Origin of the sequence: Micromonospora sp. CPCC 205554, from assembly GCF_036902745.1 — a bacterium.
In the GTDB taxonomy this organism is placed as follows: Bacteria; Actinomycetota; Actinomycetes; order Mycobacteriales; family Micromonosporaceae; genus Micromonospora; species Micromonospora tulbaghiae.
In genome coordinates, this window is the sequence record NZ_JBAKHP010000018.1 from 105,790 (window position 1) to 122,168 (window position 16,379).

14 protein-coding genes and 2 pseudogenes are annotated in these 16,379 nt (G+C 70.8%); 4 read left to right on the forward strand and 12 right to left on the reverse strand.

Annotated features, from left to right (window positions below):
* Positions 1–143 precede the first annotated feature (143 nt).
* The 3 genes and pseudogenes from V6U82_RS21305 to V6U82_RS31600 all read left to right on the forward strand — a co-directional run.
* On the forward strand, positions 144–893 hold the full coding sequence (locus V6U82_RS21305; RefSeq protein WP_334463854.1) for a hypothetical protein: 750 nt from the start codon (positions 144–146) through the stop codon (positions 891–893).
* Between the two features lie 694 nt (positions 894–1,587).
* A pseudogene (locus V6U82_RS21310) lies at positions 1,588–2,055 on the forward strand (IS110 family transposase); the annotation flags it as partial.
* 75 nt (positions 2,056–2,130) lie between these two features.
* Positions 2,131–2,256: pseudogene (locus V6U82_RS31600) on the forward strand (recombinase family protein); the annotation flags it as partial.
* Between the two features lie 95 nt (positions 2,257–2,351).
* Here V6U82_RS31600 and V6U82_RS21320 read toward each other — a convergent pair.
* The 10 genes from V6U82_RS21320 to V6U82_RS21365 all read right to left on the reverse strand — a co-directional run bounded on the left by V6U82_RS21320 (position 2,352) and on the right by V6U82_RS21365 (position 11,894).
* On the reverse strand, positions 2,352–2,993 hold the full coding sequence (locus V6U82_RS21320) for a hypothetical protein (protein ID WP_334463857.1): 642 nt from the start codon (positions 2,991–2,993) through the stop codon (positions 2,352–2,354).
* Between the two features lie 86 nt (positions 2,994–3,079).
* A complete protein-coding gene (locus tag V6U82_RS21325) occupies positions 3,080–3,535 on the reverse strand; it encodes a hypothetical protein (RefSeq protein ID WP_334463859.1) in 456 nt (151 codons plus the stop codon).
* 342 nt (positions 3,536–3,877) lie between these two features.
* Positions 3,878–4,402, reverse strand: a complete 525-nt coding sequence (locus V6U82_RS21330) for a DUF4262 domain-containing protein (RefSeq protein WP_334463862.1) — start codon at positions 4,400–4,402, stop codon at positions 3,878–3,880.
* Positions 4,395–5,162, reverse strand: a complete 768-nt coding sequence (locus V6U82_RS21335; protein WP_334463865.1) for a hypothetical protein — start codon at positions 5,160–5,162, stop codon at positions 4,395–4,397. The genes V6U82_RS21330 and V6U82_RS21335 overlap by 8 nt, the downstream gene beginning before the upstream one ends.
* A 256-nt stretch (positions 5,163–5,418) precedes the next feature.
* The gene (locus V6U82_RS21340; RefSeq protein ID WP_334463868.1) at positions 5,419–6,030 is read right to left on the reverse strand and encodes a hypothetical protein; all 612 of its coding nucleotides are present in this window, start codon (positions 6,028–6,030) and stop codon (positions 5,419–5,421) included.
* A 291-nt stretch (positions 6,031–6,321) separates the two neighbouring features.
* Positions 6,322–7,959 (reverse strand): VWA domain-containing protein, encoded by a 1,638-nt coding sequence (locus V6U82_RS21345; RefSeq protein ID WP_334463870.1) that lies wholly within the window; start codon positions 7,957–7,959, stop codon positions 6,322–6,324.
* A 28-nt stretch (positions 7,960–7,987) separates the two neighbouring features.
* A complete protein-coding gene (locus V6U82_RS21350) occupies positions 7,988–9,154 on the reverse strand; it encodes an AAA family ATPase (RefSeq protein WP_334463872.1) in 1,167 nt (388 codons plus the stop codon).
* Positions 9,155–9,504: 350 nt separating this feature from the next.
* Positions 9,505–9,987, reverse strand: coding sequence for a hypothetical protein (locus tag V6U82_RS21355; RefSeq protein ID WP_334463874.1), 483 nt, complete (start codon positions 9,985–9,987; stop codon positions 9,505–9,507).
* Positions 9,988–10,044: 57 nt separating this feature from the next.
* Positions 10,045–11,226, reverse strand: coding sequence for a DUF4314 domain-containing protein (locus V6U82_RS21360; RefSeq protein ID WP_334463876.1), 1,182 nt, complete (start codon positions 11,224–11,226; stop codon positions 10,045–10,047).
* Positions 11,223–11,894 (reverse strand): hypothetical protein, encoded by a 672-nt coding sequence (locus V6U82_RS21365; protein ID WP_334463879.1) that lies wholly within the window; start codon positions 11,892–11,894, stop codon positions 11,223–11,225. Before V6U82_RS21365 ends, V6U82_RS21360 begins: the two co-directional genes overlap by 4 nt.
* Positions 11,895–12,116: 222 nt before the next feature.
* Between V6U82_RS21365 and V6U82_RS21370 the strand changes: the two genes are divergently transcribed.
* Positions 12,117–12,956, forward strand: a complete 840-nt coding sequence (locus V6U82_RS21370) for a DUF4253 domain-containing protein (protein ID WP_334463882.1) — start codon at positions 12,117–12,119, stop codon at positions 12,954–12,956.
* A gap of 1 nt (position 12,957) precedes the next feature.
* Here the strand turns inward: V6U82_RS21370 and V6U82_RS21375 are convergent, their stop codons facing one another.
* A complete protein-coding gene (locus V6U82_RS21375; protein ID WP_334463884.1) occupies positions 12,958–14,028 on the reverse strand; it encodes a peptidoglycan DD-metalloendopeptidase family protein in 1,071 nt (356 codons plus the stop codon).
* A 115-nt stretch (positions 14,029–14,143) separates the two neighbouring features.
* A complete protein-coding gene (locus tag V6U82_RS21380) occupies positions 14,144–15,115 on the reverse strand; it encodes a hypothetical protein (RefSeq protein WP_334463886.1) in 972 nt (323 codons plus the stop codon).
* Between the last annotated feature and the right edge of the window lie 1,264 nt (positions 15,116–16,379).

Sequence of the window (16,379 nt, forward strand, 5' to 3'; positions counted from 1 at the left end):
TCTGTCCCTACATGAGGAGGATGCCGACGGGCCTGTGGAAGGCATGCCAGTGAGCCCAGGCCAAATCCTGTCGATCTTGTCATGGGGGAGTCAGGCAGGTTCTGGTGGTGCGGGCGCGGTGGGGACTTGCTTAGATCACCGGCATGACGGACTGGTCCCAGCTCAGGCATGCCTACGGCGTGGCAGATGACGTCCCGGGTCTGCTTGCGAGGGCTGAACCGGACCCGCGCAGCCCGATCTGGGGCGAACTGTGGTCCCGGCTGTGCCATCAGGGCACGGTATACCCGGCAAGCTTCCCGGCATTGTCAGTCCTGACGGAGATCGCGGGCCGCTGGTCGGCCGCGCAGCGGACGATGCCGCTGGCGCTGGCGGCTGACATCGTGTCCAGCGAGGATCAGCCCTACGGGGACCTCGACCCGCACGTCACCTATTCCTGCGAAATCGCTCGACTGAGAGCGCTGACCGAGGAAACGCTCCAAAGCTCCGGCCCCGATGACGACCCCAGCACCTACGTCTACATGTTGCAGGCGCTGCTGGCGTTCGAAGGCGCCGAAGTCTGGGGCAGACACCTCGACGGACTGAACAACGAGGAATACGAGGTGGCGTGCCCGCAATGCGATGAAGAGATCTTCGTCGCGTTCGGCCAGTACGGAGCGTTCACCACGCTGGACAGCATGTACATGAACGACTCCGGCTCCCAGCGGCTGCCACTGCTGCCCGCTGATCCTGCTGACTTGACGGGTGTCGGAAAACGCCTGCACGATCGCGCGATCGCCGACGACCATCCCGACGTCGCCGAGAAGCTGCCCTACGTGTTTGGCCTAGCGTACTGCCCGGCCTGCGGCGAGCGCTTCCGTGTTGAAGGGGCCATTACCGCCAGATGGTCCGGCTAGATTCCGTCGATCACCGTAGCCACATGATGGCGGCGATGAGGACCAGACAGGCGCGGTAGATGCTGGCGCGCTAGGGAGAGCGGGTGTTCAGGTCACCCCAGTGTTCCGCTACGGCACCCTCTCCTACGCCTTCGCGGTTCTCACCACGTACCTGGACCGGCTGTTTCTGTCGCAGGCGGAGACCGAGCGCCACCGGTGCCCGAAACGACGGGCATCTACAGACGAAGCCGCTTAGCGGGTGCACGACAAGCTCGCCAATCATGCGCTGGGCGGCAGAGACTCATACGGTTGGCTGACCACCACGGGGGCACCGATCGCGGACGACGGCGGTCGGGTGTCCGGCTACAGCCAGCCGATGAGCGGCTGTGTCCGCGGGGCGAAGTGGTACCCGTCGTCCCAGGGGAATCGGCCCTGCTGGTCCGGCTACACCATCTGCTGACCAGCCGTAGCTTCCAGCGAAAATCAACTCCAAGCATGATGATCGCCGGTCCTCCCGGCGGTCTGATCCGCGAACCAACGGGCTGCGGGTGCCTTGTTAGCGATACGTCGGCCGGCGGGAGGACGTCGCCGTGCCGCCGCCGGCCGGGTCGATGTTGCCTGATAGGAGCCTGACGCATCCCTCTGGAGTTCTGCCCGCGTTCCCGCTGGCGGCGGCGCAGAGGCTAAGGCGACGCGACGGAGGTTCCGGGTGGGCATGGCAGCGACGATCCAGCTGGCCGAGGTGCGCGTCATCGTCGGCGTGGACACTCATGCCGACGTGCATGTGGCTGCGGCGATCGACCAGCACGGGCGCCTGCTCGCCACGACCAGTGTCCCGAGCACCGCGATCGGGCACGCCCAGTTGACGGCGTGGGCGCGGGAACTCGGCCCGGTCGGCCAGGTCGGCATCGAGGGCGCCGGCAGCTACGGCGCCGGGCTAACCCGGCACATGCTCGACCAGGGCATATCGGTGGTGGAAGTCGTCTGGCCGAACCGACAGACCCGTCGCCGGCGCGGCAAGACTGACGCGATCGCCGCCGAGACGGCCGCCCGGTCGGTGCTGGCCGGCACTGCGCTGGGCATGCCCAAGACCGCCGACGGCGTGGTGGAGATGATCCGCACGCTGCAGCTGGTCCGCCGCTCGGCGATGAAGGCTTGCCCCCAGGCGGCCAACCAGCTCCGCGCTGTGCTGGTCACCGCCCGAGCGTCTCCAGGCTGGCCGTCGGTGACCGCCGCCCTTCCGCCCGGCGGCGGCGATCTGCTGGCGCCCACTCCGCTGACCGGGGTGCTGGTCGGCTATGGCCGGGTCTCTACCCGGGAGCAGAACCTCGCCCAGCAGCAGGCCGCACTCACGGCGGCCGGGTGCGCGAAGTGCTTCTTTGACGACCGCCGCGAGGGCGGGCCGCCGGTTGACGACTCGCAGGGGACCGGCCGGTTCCGCCTCCTCAGAGTGGATCTAGGCAGTGCGTCTGCCTCGGCTCAGTGGGTGGTGGTGAGCCGTTCGGACTCCGGCAGCATGCGTAGCTGAGCGGCTAGGACAGCGTCTCGCGGTCCCGTGACGATGACCATGGAGTCATCGATGTGACCCCCGCATGCGGCCAGCGGTGCTTCGCTGGCCATGTCGGGGCAGGCGAGGTAGAGCCATGCAGGTCCGCGCTTGCCGTCTATGGTCAGGGCGTGGGTGCCGGTGGGCTCGGGCGGGTTGTTGGTGTCGAGCCGGTCAATGAATTGCGGTGGCGGTGGGCCGCTGCCCCACGGTGGTGCGCCTCGGCTCCCGGCAAGGGCCAGCTGGTAGTTGATCAGCGTCGCCCAGAGATGATGTACGACCGAGGCGCCTCCGGTGGTGTCGTGGACGGTTGTGACGTCGACGCTCGTGTTGTCGTGGAGTTCGTGGCCGATGCGGACTTCGACTGGTCGGGCACGTCCGAGGTCGCGGGCGGCGCCGTGCGTGTCGACAAGAGTCGTCTCGCTGTGCCGGCCCACCATGTGAGCGCGGTAGCGCGGGGCCTCCAGCATGGCAAATCTCGTCCCGAGCCAGCCGTAGATCTCCTGGGACGTCGGCGTGGAGGTCCATGCCGCACCGGTCTGGCTGGGATTTGACGGTTCGGGGAAATGCGCCATGCTGGAGGCTTCCTCACATCGTTCGTATACGCGTCATAGGTTTCCACTCATGCGCCGCGGCCCATTGCCGCTGCGCTCAGGTGGGACTACAAGTATGCGCTGGCGGAGGGACCGTGGGAGTAGCAGATGGTGCCGTTGGACAGGGTGGCGATGCTGCCCAGCAGCACGTCGGCGTACGCGTAGCCCGGGCCGCTGGAGGTGAAGCCCTTGGTCTTCGCCCAGAAGTGCGTGGGCGTGGACGGATCATTCCAGCTCTTGGTGCTGGCCCCGTAGTTGTCGACGACACCGACCTTCCAGTTGGTGTAGATCGCCCCCGGCCAGCCGGCCCGGATGGAGTAGCCGGTGTAGATGGACGTGTAGTGCTTGCTCGTGTCTACCGCCGTGAAGTAGACGAACGAACTACCGCACTCGCCGGGCAGCTCGTTCAAGGTGGTGAACTCACCCTTCTTCACGGCGTACTCGACGCCCTTGCTGTCGACCCGCACTTCGTAGCCGTTGGCCTCGGCGATCTTGTGGTCGACGCCGACACGCTTCAGCGGCATGACGATGTAGGTGGAGGTCGGGTCGGGCTGCATCGCGGGCGCAGCCGCCTGGGCAACCGCGGGCGAAAGGCCGGCGGCCAAGGCCATACCGGTCACCACCACGGCAGCACGTAGACTTGCTCGGAACCGCATAGGTCCTCCTTCTCGCAGGGGGCTGGGACGTTGCGGCGGATGCGGTGGCTGCGGTGCCCAATCACCGCAGCCACCCATGCATCCGGGCCTGACCTTCGTATCAGACCATCGACAAGCCCCGCTGACTCCTCTGCTCCGCTACGCAGAGCTCAGCGGTCTCAAGGTGCGGAAGCCTCGCGCAGAGTGGTCAACCACGCCGAGCCGACCGCGCTAATTCGCAATCAGACCGTTACTCTTAGTGAAGATCGAACGTAGGGCTAAGTTGATGTGATGCCGATCACATCGACAGGTTGAAGCGTCTCTCTTCGAGAAAACCATCCAGCGATGAATCGCCGTCAGGGCGCTGGGCCGGGGTCGGGCCCCCTGCTGGAGGCGGATCTGGTCGTGGCCGTAGCGGCTGATTGCCAGCCCGGGTATCAGGTCGTCTGTCGGCGGCCCGTCGATGATGATTGCGTCGTTGCCGGCGATGACGTCGCTGAGGCGTTGTCCGTGGGTGAACCGTTCGGCGGTGTCGTAGACCCGGCGAGCCAGGTCGTTGAGCAGACGGTGGGCGACCTCGGGTGGCAGTCCGGCGGTGATCAGTTCGGGGTGTTCGTGGGCGGTGAGCCCGACGATGTAGGCGAACGGGGCGGTGGGGACGGTGCCGTCGTCGGTGGGCAGGACGTACGTGACGGCCCATCCGATGGTGTCGATGATCCGCTCTTGACGCCGGAGGAGCTCGTTGATGTCACGCATGGTCCGTGTCTCCTGGGCATTCGGCGGTGGGGTCTGGGTGGGGTGGCTCGAGGTCGACGAAGCCCCAGAGGTGTTCCATGACCTGGAGTTGCCAGGTGCGGTAGCGGTCGGCGAAGCCGCGGCAGAGTGCGGGCGGGACCGGGCTGCCGGTGTAGGGCAGCGTCGAGTGGCAGATGATGTATCCCGCGTCGCCGCGCGCTTCGCGAACCATCTGCTGGAGCCGGCCGGGGGTGAGGTGCATCGGGTTGCCGGGCTTGAAGATGCAGGTGGCGCATTCGCGGGCGAGCCGGCGGGTTTTGCGCAGTTGCGGGTCGCCGACGCTGAGTCGGGGTGGTCGGTCGACGTCCGGTTCGTCGGCGGCGTCGAACGTGTTGTCCATCGTCAGCTCCTTGTCGTTGCGGCACGGGCCCGCTTGGCGTGGGATGCGGGACCCGTGAGTCCGGGTGATCGGAGTTCTGCGGTGCTGGTGCGGCGTGGTTTTGAGCCGGCGCAGCCAGGTCAGCACCGTGTCGATGTCGGCGCGGTGCAGCCCGTTGTACGGGTCGACCGGGTGGAGCAGGGTGGGTGCGCCGTCGGCGGTGCGCTGGTCGGCGGTGGTGGGGTCCTTGCCGCCGAACTCGTCGTCGAGGACGGCGAGTGGCCGCCGCGCGGCCCAGGCGTACAGGGGGCTGAGTTTGTTCTGGTGGCGAAGCGGACCCCGCCGGTGTGGACGGGGACGTGCGGCCAGGTGGTCGGCAGGCCCAGCCGTGGCGCGATCCATGCGGCGGCGAGGTGGTTCCAGCTGGTGCACCAGACCGGTTGGGCGTGCTCGGCGAGTTCCCGCAGCCAGGGCCCGTGGTCGGGGTTCAGCCAGACGGTGCCGGTGACGTGCCGGCCGTCGGGGGCGGGCCCGTTGTAGCGGTGCGGCCGGTAGCCGAGTGTCTCGGCGTGGGCGGGGTCGGCGGGGTTGAGGACGCCGTCGACGTCGATGGCCACGACGGGGGAGGAGGCGGGGTGCGCCGGTGGTCGGGTGGTGGTCACGGCTGGGCCTGCTCGCTGAGGATCGGGTGCAGGGGCACGGTGAGCCGGTCGGCGGTGCGGCCGGGCCGGTCGGCGGGTTGCCACGTGTCGGCGGCGGCGTGGGTGGGGAACGGGCCGACGGCGGCGAGCCTGCCGTCGGTGCGGTCGAGCAGCACGAGAACGGCGGTGCGGGCGTCGTCGAGGGCCGGCCGCAGAACGTGGGCGAGGTCGGGCGGGAGGTCGACCCAGCCGGTGGCGGGGAGATCCGTGACGGCGGGGTCGTGTAGCGGTACGGGCCTGGTCACGGCGAGGGTGGTGCTGTGGAGCGCGAGTGTGGCGGCGTGGGAGTGGGCTGCGTCGGCGCCGCTGGTGGGGCCGTGGGCGTCGAGGTCGCCGCTGGTGTGGACGGCGAGTAGCGCGTGGGGGTCGCGGATCTCCAGGGAGTCGAGGACGGCGAGGGTGACGGTGTCGCCGGTGCGCATGTCGCGCAGAGTGAGCAGGACCGGCCGTCCGTCCGGGTCGCGGTTCCAGGTGATGGCGTCGAAGTGTTCGCTGGTGACGTCGTGCAGGCGCCGCCAGGCGCGGTTGTCGGTGTCGAAGGGGTGTTCGTCGTCGGTGCCGTAGCGCATGAGGAACTCCTTGTCGGGCAGCGTCGTAGCCGCGCCCCGGGATCTGGATCGGTCGGGGCGCGATGCATGCACGCTTCGATGGCGCGGGATGGTCAAGTCGCGGGGCGGCAGCGCTGCCGTTCGGCATCGGCCCTCCGCGAGATGCGAGGGGGCCGCCTGTGGCAGCCCCCCATTCCAGGCCGGTATGTCGAGGGGTCGCAGTGGGCGGCGCTGCCCGGCAGCGGCCCGGGCAGCGCCGCGGCGCGGGGTGGGACTGGTCGGCTGCCAGCTCGGGGCCCGCTCGGCTGGGGTTCAGGCCTGGGTGAGGGCGGTGACGGCGGCGTCGGCGATCGCCGCGATGGCCTCGGTCGGGTCGGTGACGGTCAGGGTGGTGGCGTGGGTGAAGGTGTGCCCCCAGATCTGGTCCGGGTCGGCCGGTTCGCCGTCGGTGGGCGGGTCGGCGGGGTGGAGCCACAGCACGGCGCAGCCGGCGCGGTGCAGGGTGGTGACGAGTTGCTGGCCGGCGGGGATGTCGTCGAGGTAGCCGTCGGAGACGACGGCGAGCATCCGCAGGGCGCGGCCGTGGCGCAGGTCGAGGAGCTGGTCGGCGACCTTGACCGCTTCCGGGAAGGTGGCGGTCGCCAGCTCGGTGCGCATGTGCAGCACCTGCCGGGGGTAGGTGCGTGGGGGCACCAGGACGGTGGTGCGGTCACCGAACCCGATGGTGGTGGTCGTCGCCTGGGCGCGGCGGGCCGCGTTGGCGAAGATCCACGCGGCCGACGACATCGCCTGCGTGTAGCGGGCCATCGACCCGGACAGGTCGACCAGGACAGCCAGATGCAGGCGGGGCTTCTCCGGCGGCAGCTGGGCGCGCTGCTGCCACGGGGCGGCGGTCGGCATCTGCCCGGCGGCGGTTTGCGCGTCGGCGGTGATGGCGTGGCGGGTCCGCAGCCGACCGGGTGGGATCGGCGAGGGGCGCCGTCCGGGGTCGGGGTGGCGGGTGCGGGCCTGCCGCAGCCGGTTGGCCAGGTCGCGGGCGGCGCGGTGTTCCTGCTCGGTCGGGTCGGTGCGGTCCCACTCGGTGGGTGGGCTGTGCCGGTGGGCGAGCAGCGCCGTCGCGTACTCGGCCGGGGTGACGCCGGCGGCGACGGCGAGGTAGTCGACGAGGGCCGTGGCGAGGCGGCCGGGGAACAGGCCGGCGTCCGGTACGGGGGTGTCGTACTGCTGGTCGGGGTCGATGTCGAGGACCTGACACCACCGGCGGGCCAGGCAGATCATGGTGTCGGCGTCGCTGTCGTCGCAGGTGTGGGCCTCCCGCCAGATGTCGCGCAGTTGCCGCAGGCGCTTGCGTCCGAGGACGCCGGTGACCGCGGCCCGGATGGGGCGGACGTCTTTGCTGGTGACGATGCGGGCGTCGACGCGGGCCAGGAGCAGCGCGGCGAGTTGTCCGGCGTGCCACGCGTCGTCGACGGCGGCGTCGTCTGGGTGCAGGAGGGTTGTCACGACGTGGCGCAGCCACCGGCGGTCGCCGCGGCGGCGGGCGCGTTGGCGTCCTTCGGCCCGGGATTCCTCCAGCAGGTCAGCCACGGTGGCGAGGATCGGCGGGGTGCCGGGCGGGGTGGTCCAGCGGCTGTGCGCGGCGTGCGCGGCGCCGTGCACGAGCAGCCCGTAGCCGGTGGGCACGAGCCGCTTGTGCCGGGCCTTGGCCGGGTCGGCGACGTCCGGGCTGTCGGCGATGTAGGTGGCGTCGACCTCGATCCGGTTGAGGTCGGGGTAGAAGCACTCGGGCGCGTCCCCGGCCGCGCCGGGCGCGACGAGGACGGTGAGGTCGGTACGGCCGGTCAGCAGCGGAACGTGCTGGGTCCACGCCTGCGACCAGGCCCGCCAGTCGGCGGCACCGGCCAGCGGCGGCGGTGTGCCGGGGCGCAGGTGGGTGTGCGGGTGGGACACGGAAGGGCTCCTTCCAGAACGGGGGCGGTTAGCGCTTGCCGAGGGCGAGCGCGGTGACGGGCGTGCCGGTGTGCCGGGACAGGGCGGCGGTGACGTCGTCGCGGGCGTCCTCCGGGGCGATGCCGGCCAGGTTCGCCAGGGCGGCGCTCATACCCAGCTGGTCGCGGACCTTCACGAAGCCGAGCAGTTCACGCAGCTGCGGCGCCCACACGGTCTTGCCGGCGGCGAGGTCGGCGTTGAGGTCGATCGCCGCGGCCACGACCGGCTTGGGGACGCCGAGTTGGCGGGCGAGGTCCCAGTCGGTGGTGACGTGCAGGTGGACGGTGAACCGGGAGGCCAGGGCCTCGGTGAGCACCGCGCCGTGCACGCCCGGGTTGTGGCCGGCGACGATGTAGAACCCGTCGACGGCCTGCACGGTTTCATTGCCGTGCGCGGGGATGGTGACGGTGCCGCGGCCGTCCATGGCCGGGTACAGCACGGCCAGGACGCGGGGCGGGATGAGGGTGGCGTCGTCGACCAGCAGCACCCGCCCCTCCCGCATCGCGGTGACGAGGGGCCCGTGGACGAACTCGTAGCCGCCGCCGGGGACCGGGTTGTAGGAGCCGAGGAAGTCGTCGACGACGGTGTCGCCGGTGCCGGCGACGGTCAGCAGGTCGGGGAACGCCGCCTCGACCATCGCGGTCTTCCCGGTACCGGGCGGCCCGTACAGCAGCACCGGCACCTGCTGGGCGCGCAGCCGCCGCAGTTCCTCGACGTCCCAGCCCCGCCCGAGCCGCCGCGGGTGGTACAGCGTCCCGTTCGGTCGCGGCACCGGCGCGGGCCGGGACTGCCGCCCACCACCAGCGCTGCCGTGGGAGCGGGTGCGGGGTGCGGCGGGCGGGAGGGCGCCGGCGGCGTCGATGCCCGCCTGGGTGATCTGGAACCGGTGGTGCGGGTCGCGGTGGTGGGTGGCGTGCCCGGCGGCGGCCATCTTCTTCAGCGCCTCGAACACCGCCCCGGACGACGGTGCGCCGATCGCCCGGGTGATCTCGCCGACCTTGAGGATCTGGTCGGGGTGGTCGGCCAGGTGCAGGGCAACCTTGCGGTAGAGGTAGCCGGACCGGCCGGAGCCCGCCCCAGTGGTGGGAGTGCCGGCGCCGTTGGCCGGGGCCGGATCGTTCTGCGGTGAACCTGCCGGTGGCTGTGGTGTGGTCATGGGATTGCCTCGATTCGGGGTCGGGCCCGCGCACCCGTCTCCGGGTGCGCGGGCGGTGGGTACCGCACAGCGGAGACGGGCGGGGCCAACCCCTGCCGGCCCCAATCGGGCCGGACAGGTCGGCGACCACACCCCTGGTGGTGCTGAAGGGTTACGGCGACACGTCAGGTCGCCGCTGGTGCGTGCTGGTCGGTGTCGAGGCCGCGCGGGCAGTGGCGGCGCCGACGATGGAACCCCCGCCAGCCCAATCGATCAAGTCGAATGGGTGCGCGGGTGCGGGATTGCGGGAGCGCCGGCTGACTACGTATGCACCGCGGCAGCGGGTAGCGGTGCTGACGACGCGGTCGTGGTCAGTCGGCGCAACCCCGCTCGCAGCCCTGCGGGTCGCACTGCTGTCCCTCGGCCATCCGAGCCAGAGCCAGCCTGTCGCCGTCGTCGAGGTCATCGTGGAACGGCCAGCCGAACCCGTCGGCGAACGCCTTGACCTTGGCCGCCCCGTACATCGGGTAACCGGCGTGCTCCATCGCCGCCACCACGTCGTCGCGGCCGAGGAGCCAGGCGAGTTCACTCAGCTTGTCCACCGACCGGCTCGCCGAGCTGCCGCGATGGTCAAGGATCTTCCCGACAGCGAATCGCAAGTAGTCCCGGGCATAGGCCTCGTGGTCGACCCGCCGGGTCCACTCGCCCGGGTGTCGAGGGGCGACGACCTGGCGGGCATGGTCCAGATCGAGTGCCCCCACGAGCACCTCCTCCCGAAAGCCGACGATGTCACCGCGGTTGGCCCGCAGAGCCCAGACCCGGGTGACGATCTCCTCCTGAGTACGGACGGTCACTGATTTCCTTCCTGTCGGCCCCACCCGTCGAGGTAGGGCATCGGTGGGCATGCCGGCCTATGCGTTGTCCGTGTCGGGCAGGTCGCCGACCACCCGGTCGCAGACGTACGGATCGACGGCCTCCCAGCACCAGCTGCGGCCCATCACCACGTAGCGGCCATCACCGTCCGCGGTGATGCGATCGATGGCGTCCGGGTCGCCGGACAGGGCACGCTGGTCGGCGACGAGGACGTCACCCTCGAAGGACAGACCGGCCAGCGCTTCGTCGACCTGCCGGTCCAGGTCGCCGACCGGCACACCCTGCTCGCGCAGACTGTCGCGGTACTGGTCGCGGTGGCGCTGCTGGTCGGCGACGATCGCCTCCGCCACGTCGCGGGTGCAGGAGAACACCTCCCACCCGTTCCAGTAATCGATCAGGATGCCGACGAACCCGACCTCGACCCGGTCGTCGCCGTCAGGGCCGGTGGCGCGCGCCCAATCGCCAGCGAACACACCGACACCGCCGATACGGACCCGGTCGGGGTGCAGGTGGGACACATCCGTGCCGGTGGGGCTGGCCGCGACGTGACACAGTTCCGCGACGCGGTCGGTGACGGCGGTGTCGTAGGCGTCGCGGTAGACGGCCATCGCCTCGTCGCGCTGCGGGAGGCGCAGCCCGAACCAGCCCGCGCTGTCGCCGGTGGCGGCGGCAAACAGCTCCCACCCGGCGACGTCGACCGGCTCTCCGACCGCGGAGAAGCGGGGCAGAGCGTCGAGGACGGCAGGATCGCCATCGTGGATGCCGGCCAGGACCCGGCGCGCGGCCAGGCGGCTGTCACCGCCGACCCGGGCACCGATGGTGCCCTGCGCCCACCACTCGGCGACGGTCCGTCCGGCCTCGGCGCCGGCGGCGCGCATCCGCTGCAGCGCGGCGGCCCATCCGGCGGCCTCCGCAACCTGATCATCGGGCGGCGGCGGCGGGGTGGTGGTGACCGGTGCGATGCGATCCCCGGCGTCGAGGCACATCGCCAGCGTCGAGCCGCTGTCCCAGGTGACCTCCACGACGTTGTGCCGCTGGTCGTGACGGCGGACAGTCCCGGTGTCACCGGGCCGCAACCGGGTGTACGGGTCGCTGGTGTGGACCAGGGCGACACGCTGGCCCGCCTCGTAGCTGATCATGGCGGTCTCCGATCGGTCGTCGGGGCCGGTGGAGGGGCCACCGTCGTCGGTGGCCGTGGACGGCGGGCGGTCGGCGCTCACCGGGTTTCGCCCGCCGTGTCGCCCGTGATGGGGTTCTGCGGTGGCCAGGGCTTGCGGGTGACGTGATCGCCGAACATCGGGTCGCTGGCGACCGAGGAGCCGCAGCGGACGCAACTGGTGACGGTGTCGTAGCCGTAGCCGGCCATGGACGGCACCTCGACGTGGTCGATCTCGTCGACCGCGCCGCAGACGCTGCACACCGTCATCTCCGGACCGCCCCCGTCCCCGGCGGGCGCGGTGACGAACAGGTCCTCGACCGGGTCGAGGTGGTGCGCGCTGTGCCGCAGCCAACGACCGTGGATCGTCGCCTCATACACCACCAGGCGCCGCTGCTCGAGGTGCAGCAGATACAGCCACTCCAGGGCACCGCCGACGTCCTCGCGCAGCGCGCCCCGCCGAACGGTGGCGTCCTCGATGACGACCGGGTAGCCCAGGCCGGGCACAGGCGGCTGCCGGTCCCAGCGCCGGGGCTTGGGGTTGACGGCGAGGGACCACCAGTCGTGGGCCAGCAGCGCGGCGGCCATAGCATTGGTGTTACGGCTGAACGTGTCGGTCCAGATCCGGCGCAGCAGCGGCACCAGAACCTCCGGACTCTCACCGAACTGGATCAATCGGGCGGTGTAACTGCCGCGGATCGCGGCGACACCGATCAGCGTTGGTGTACTCACGTGCCTTCCCTCCTCAGGAATGCGTGGATGGGGTTGCGGCGGCCGTCCCAGGGCGGGCCGACCGTCGAGCTTGGGTGCCAGGGACTCGCCGGCCTCACTCATGGTTTTCGCGGGGAGGCGGCGGTACTCGAACCCCGCGGTATCGCGCCCACCGAACCGCGCCGATGGGCAGGAGGCGACGGCTCAGGCGGGCATGTCGGCGGCCGGTATTACCGTGCGTGGATGGCTCCGCGGATCGAGGACATTGGTGACATCGCAACCGCACTGCGGGGTACTGCTCTGCACGGCCATCCCGTAGAGGAAGGGCCCGGTCACACCTTCGTGGTGGAAGAGGTCGATCCTGGCCTGCTACTCGATGCCTGGCAGGCGGCTCAGGCGGCCATGCCTGTTACAGGCCGCTGGCCGGTGTTCACGCTGCCAGGCGTCCTCGGCCACGAACCAGATGCCGATGAGCTCGCCGACCTGGACCAGGTGGCTCGGACGCTGGATCCGTGGTCGGTGTATCGGCGATACCGCAGGGATGACGTCCAAGACCAGGAAGACGTTGAACGCTATGTCCAGACGTTTCTGGGTGACGACATGGTCACCAGGGCCATCGAAGAGCTGACCCCGCCCACCACGTCGGCAGCCCTGCAGCGGTGGACCTACGACACCCTCATCGCCGATGGGCAGCTCGCCTCCCGAGCCTTCAGCGGGTCCGAGTACCTCGTCGGCGCCGCCCGATGGCACACCCCGCCGCAAGTGCAGCTGGTGCTGCTGCCCACGACGTCGCAGTGGCTGGCCCCCGCCTGGGTGCCCTACTTCGGAGCCGACCGCGACAAGGGTGTCGCCGCATTGGCAGCAGCGATCTGGCAGTGGGAACAGCGGTGGGGCGCCGCCCTGGTCGCCGCCTGGGGAACCATGCTGCAGTTCACCGCGCAACGCCGGCCGCACCCCGGTCCGCAGGCATGGGAGCTGGCCAAGGAGCAGTTAGCCGTCGGTGGCAGCTTGCAGTGCGAACAATGGCAGCTCGCGATCGCCCTCACCCGAGGCGACGCATGGTTCCTGCACGACCGCCCCTGAATCACGTCGATCGCCCGAGCGGGGCGTTCTGAGCGGCCATGAAGGGCACCGGGTCGATCGCACCGTTCGGGCTGGCATCGCCGTGGCGGTGCACCTCGTAGTGCAGGTGCGGGCCGGAGCTGTGGCCGGTGGAGCCGACAACACCGATGGGCTGCCCGGCGACGACCGGCTGCCCGACCGTCACCATCGGCGGCTGGTCCATGTGGCAGTAGCGGGTGAGCAGCCCACCGGCATGGTCGATGTCGACGTACCAGCCGCAGCCGCGCGTGAGAACGGGGTCGCCGTCGCGGTCGCAGCCCCATCCGCCGCCGGTGTCGGCGTGGACGGCGTTGCAGCGGACGGTGCGGACGGTCCCGGCGGATGCCGCGCGGATGATCGTGCCGCGCGGGGCGCTGAGGTCGACGCCGTCGTGGCCCGGTCGATCGCCGGTGCGGAATCCGGATCCGACAGGGGCCAGGACGGGCTGCGTCCAGGGGCCGGTGGTCCCGCACCCGACCAGGCCGCCGGTGTCGGCGATCGCGGTGACCAGCTGGGTGGCCGGTCCTTCCCATGTCGCGTAGGCGTCGGGAAAGGCGTTGATCTGCACGGCCTGGGCGGCCTCGGTCAGCGGCATCGCCTGCCAGCCGTCGACGGCCTGCAGCCTCTGGTAAAACCTCGTTGCTGCGTACTGGGGATCGTGCAGCTGTTCCGGTGTGCCCCAGCCTTGGGAGGGGCGCTGTTGGAACAGGCCGACCGAGTCGCGGTCTCCACCCGGGGTGTTGGTCAGGGAGGATTCCTGCATCGCAGTGGCCACGGCTATGACCCAGCCGCGGGGCGGGACGCCCAGGCGCATGCCGACGGTGGTGATGGTGGCGGCGTTGCCGACCTGCTCGGCGTTCCAGTCACCGATCGGAGCGATCCCGCCCAGGGCGGGGCCGCGGGCGGCCGACGGGGCGGTGGGCGTGACGCTGGTAGTCGGCCCGCACGCGCCGGCGCCGCCGCCGCCGAAGATCATGGTGGTGGCCAATCCGGAGCACAGCAGCAGGACGCTGGCGACCGCGATGGCGATCCAGGACAGCACGCGGATGGTCATGACTGGTTGCTCCTTTGAGGAAGGGCAGGCGGCGGGAGCGGGTCGGGCGCGGGGACGGCGAAGGCCGAGCGGGGCCTGGACAGGCGTCGCGCGGCCTTCGGGCGGGGCGTGGAAATCAGCGGGCGAGAATGGCGACTTTCTCGCCGTGCAGCAGGGGCGCCCCGTCGGGGCCTTTGATGTGGGCGTTGATCCAGATGCGGTAGGGGTGGCCGTCGCGGTCGATGAGGCGTCGCCAGTGGCCGCGGACGACGAACCGCACCCGGTAGTGCCACTTGGGCTCGCCGTCGGTCGGTTCGGCGAGAGGGCTGGTGCGGCGCAGCATGACCACGCGGGTGTCATGGCGGATGCCGGCCCGTACGGCGCGGCGCCGCGCGGCGCGGTCCAAGGGGGCGGCGGCCACGGTCGCGAGGGGTTGAGCCTGGATACGCCAGAAGGCATAGGCGACAGCGGCGCAGGCCCGCATCGCGGTCGTGGTCTCGTCAATACAGAACCGGCCGTCGGGCGCCGGTTCCCAGTCGCGGTCGTCCCCGTTGAGGACCGGCAGGTCGGGGCGGGGGTCAACGGGCCGGCCGATGGGGATCTCGGTGACATCGGTCAGCACGTAGGGGCCGAACTGACGGGCGAGATCCGGCCGGGCAGCGAGCTGCGCACGACGGCGCACCGCCGCCGGGTCGTGCGCGTCGTGGTGGTCGGCCCAGCCGGCGACGGCCCAGAAGAACCGACCGCTGCTGGTGCTGGTGGTGCGGGCCCAGGTGATCGCCCCGATCGAGGAGACCTCACCGCTGAGGCCGCGGTGGTAGATCGGTTCGGGAAGGAACAGCACCCCGCCGTCATCGGGGGCGACGTCGGCGGGAAGCACCTCGCCGGTCAGGTCGAGGGCCGCCGCGGCGGCGGCGATGATCGCGGTCATCGCGGGGGCGATGACATACGGCTCGCCGAATCGCCACGGGTTGGCGGTGATGGCACGCACCGCGTCGAGGACCTTCGCCATGCCCCCGGAACTGGGACTGGGGTGGTCGGCGAGACGGCTGCCGAAGAACGCCTGCAGGTACTGCGCCGCAAGCGGACTGCGGTGATAGTCGACCATGCGGATGCGCAGGTCGACGGCGGTGCGGGCGTAGCCGGCGAGTGTGTCGTTCGGTAGGAAGTTCACTAGTTCTGCCTCCAGGGTGCGTGCTCAGGCGGCCGACGCCGCCACGGGTGGACGCCGGTGAAGCCGGGATTCCGGCAGCACCGCGCCCGGTACGGACGCGGGCCGCATCACGGGTGCCGGCGAGTGGGCCGGGGTGAACCAGCCGGTCAAGCGACGCGGCACGGCGGGCACGGGGGCGCGTCCGCGTGCGGTCCCGGCCGGACGCGGCGAAGGCGGCGGAGCGAGTGCGGTGGTGGCGCGGCGGGCGCGTTGTTCGGCGTGCCGGGCTGTGCGCAACGCCCAGCAGGGGGCGTACTGCCGGCGGCACTGCAGGTTCCTGCAGGCACCATCGGATCCCAGTTGATGGGCGGCGGCGACGTCGACCGCGAGCGCCCACAAAAGCCTGTCGGTGACGTCCTCCGGTACAGAGGTGCGGTCGCTGGGACGCCGGCTGCGGTCCTCGGGGTCTGCGGGGTGTGCCATGCGGGTGGCCCTTCGGTCGGCGGATCGCGGGCATGCACGGTCGCCGCCCGACTCGCGCCGGGGCCTCTGGAAATGCTGCCGCCCGGACGACGGACGACGACCAGCACTGATCGACGCTCATCTCTCGATGAAGGTCAAGTCGTGTCGGACGGGTGAGACGTTGCCCGCCCGACACGGCAGTGAGGAGTCGCCGCTCAGGTGGCCTGCTCGGGATCCAGGCGCACGCGGGTGGGGTCGACGGTGATGAGCAGTTGGCGGAAGACGTCAGGCAGTGGCGGCGGTTGTTGCCGCCGAGTGGGTCGATGGAGACGCCGACGCTGCCGTAGGGCAGTGGTGGTGGCTGGCCCGATGACCCAGGGCCGCTACTTGCGATGATCAATCAGCCAACATGGGCTGGCGACCGGAACGCGGCATGAGCGAACGCGCCTTCACACGGTCCCTCGGTCCGAGCCTGGCGTGCCTGAGAAGTTGTTCGACCACCCAGGCCTGCCGGTGCCGGGAAGGCGACCACTGCGTGAGCCGGGATGTACTCATCGGCGCCACCGGCCAACTGGCGGAAATTGCTGACCGCCGGCCCGGCACCCCACCGCCGTACGCGCTCCGGTCGGCTGACCGCCGGCCACCGGCGCCCGTCCGTGACCGTGCGGAAAGCCGGAAACGCGTTTCTCCGATTGGCGTTCGCTCCGTAGGATCTCCGGCGATCAAGGGGGATGAAGCGGTGGGCGATTTCCAGCAG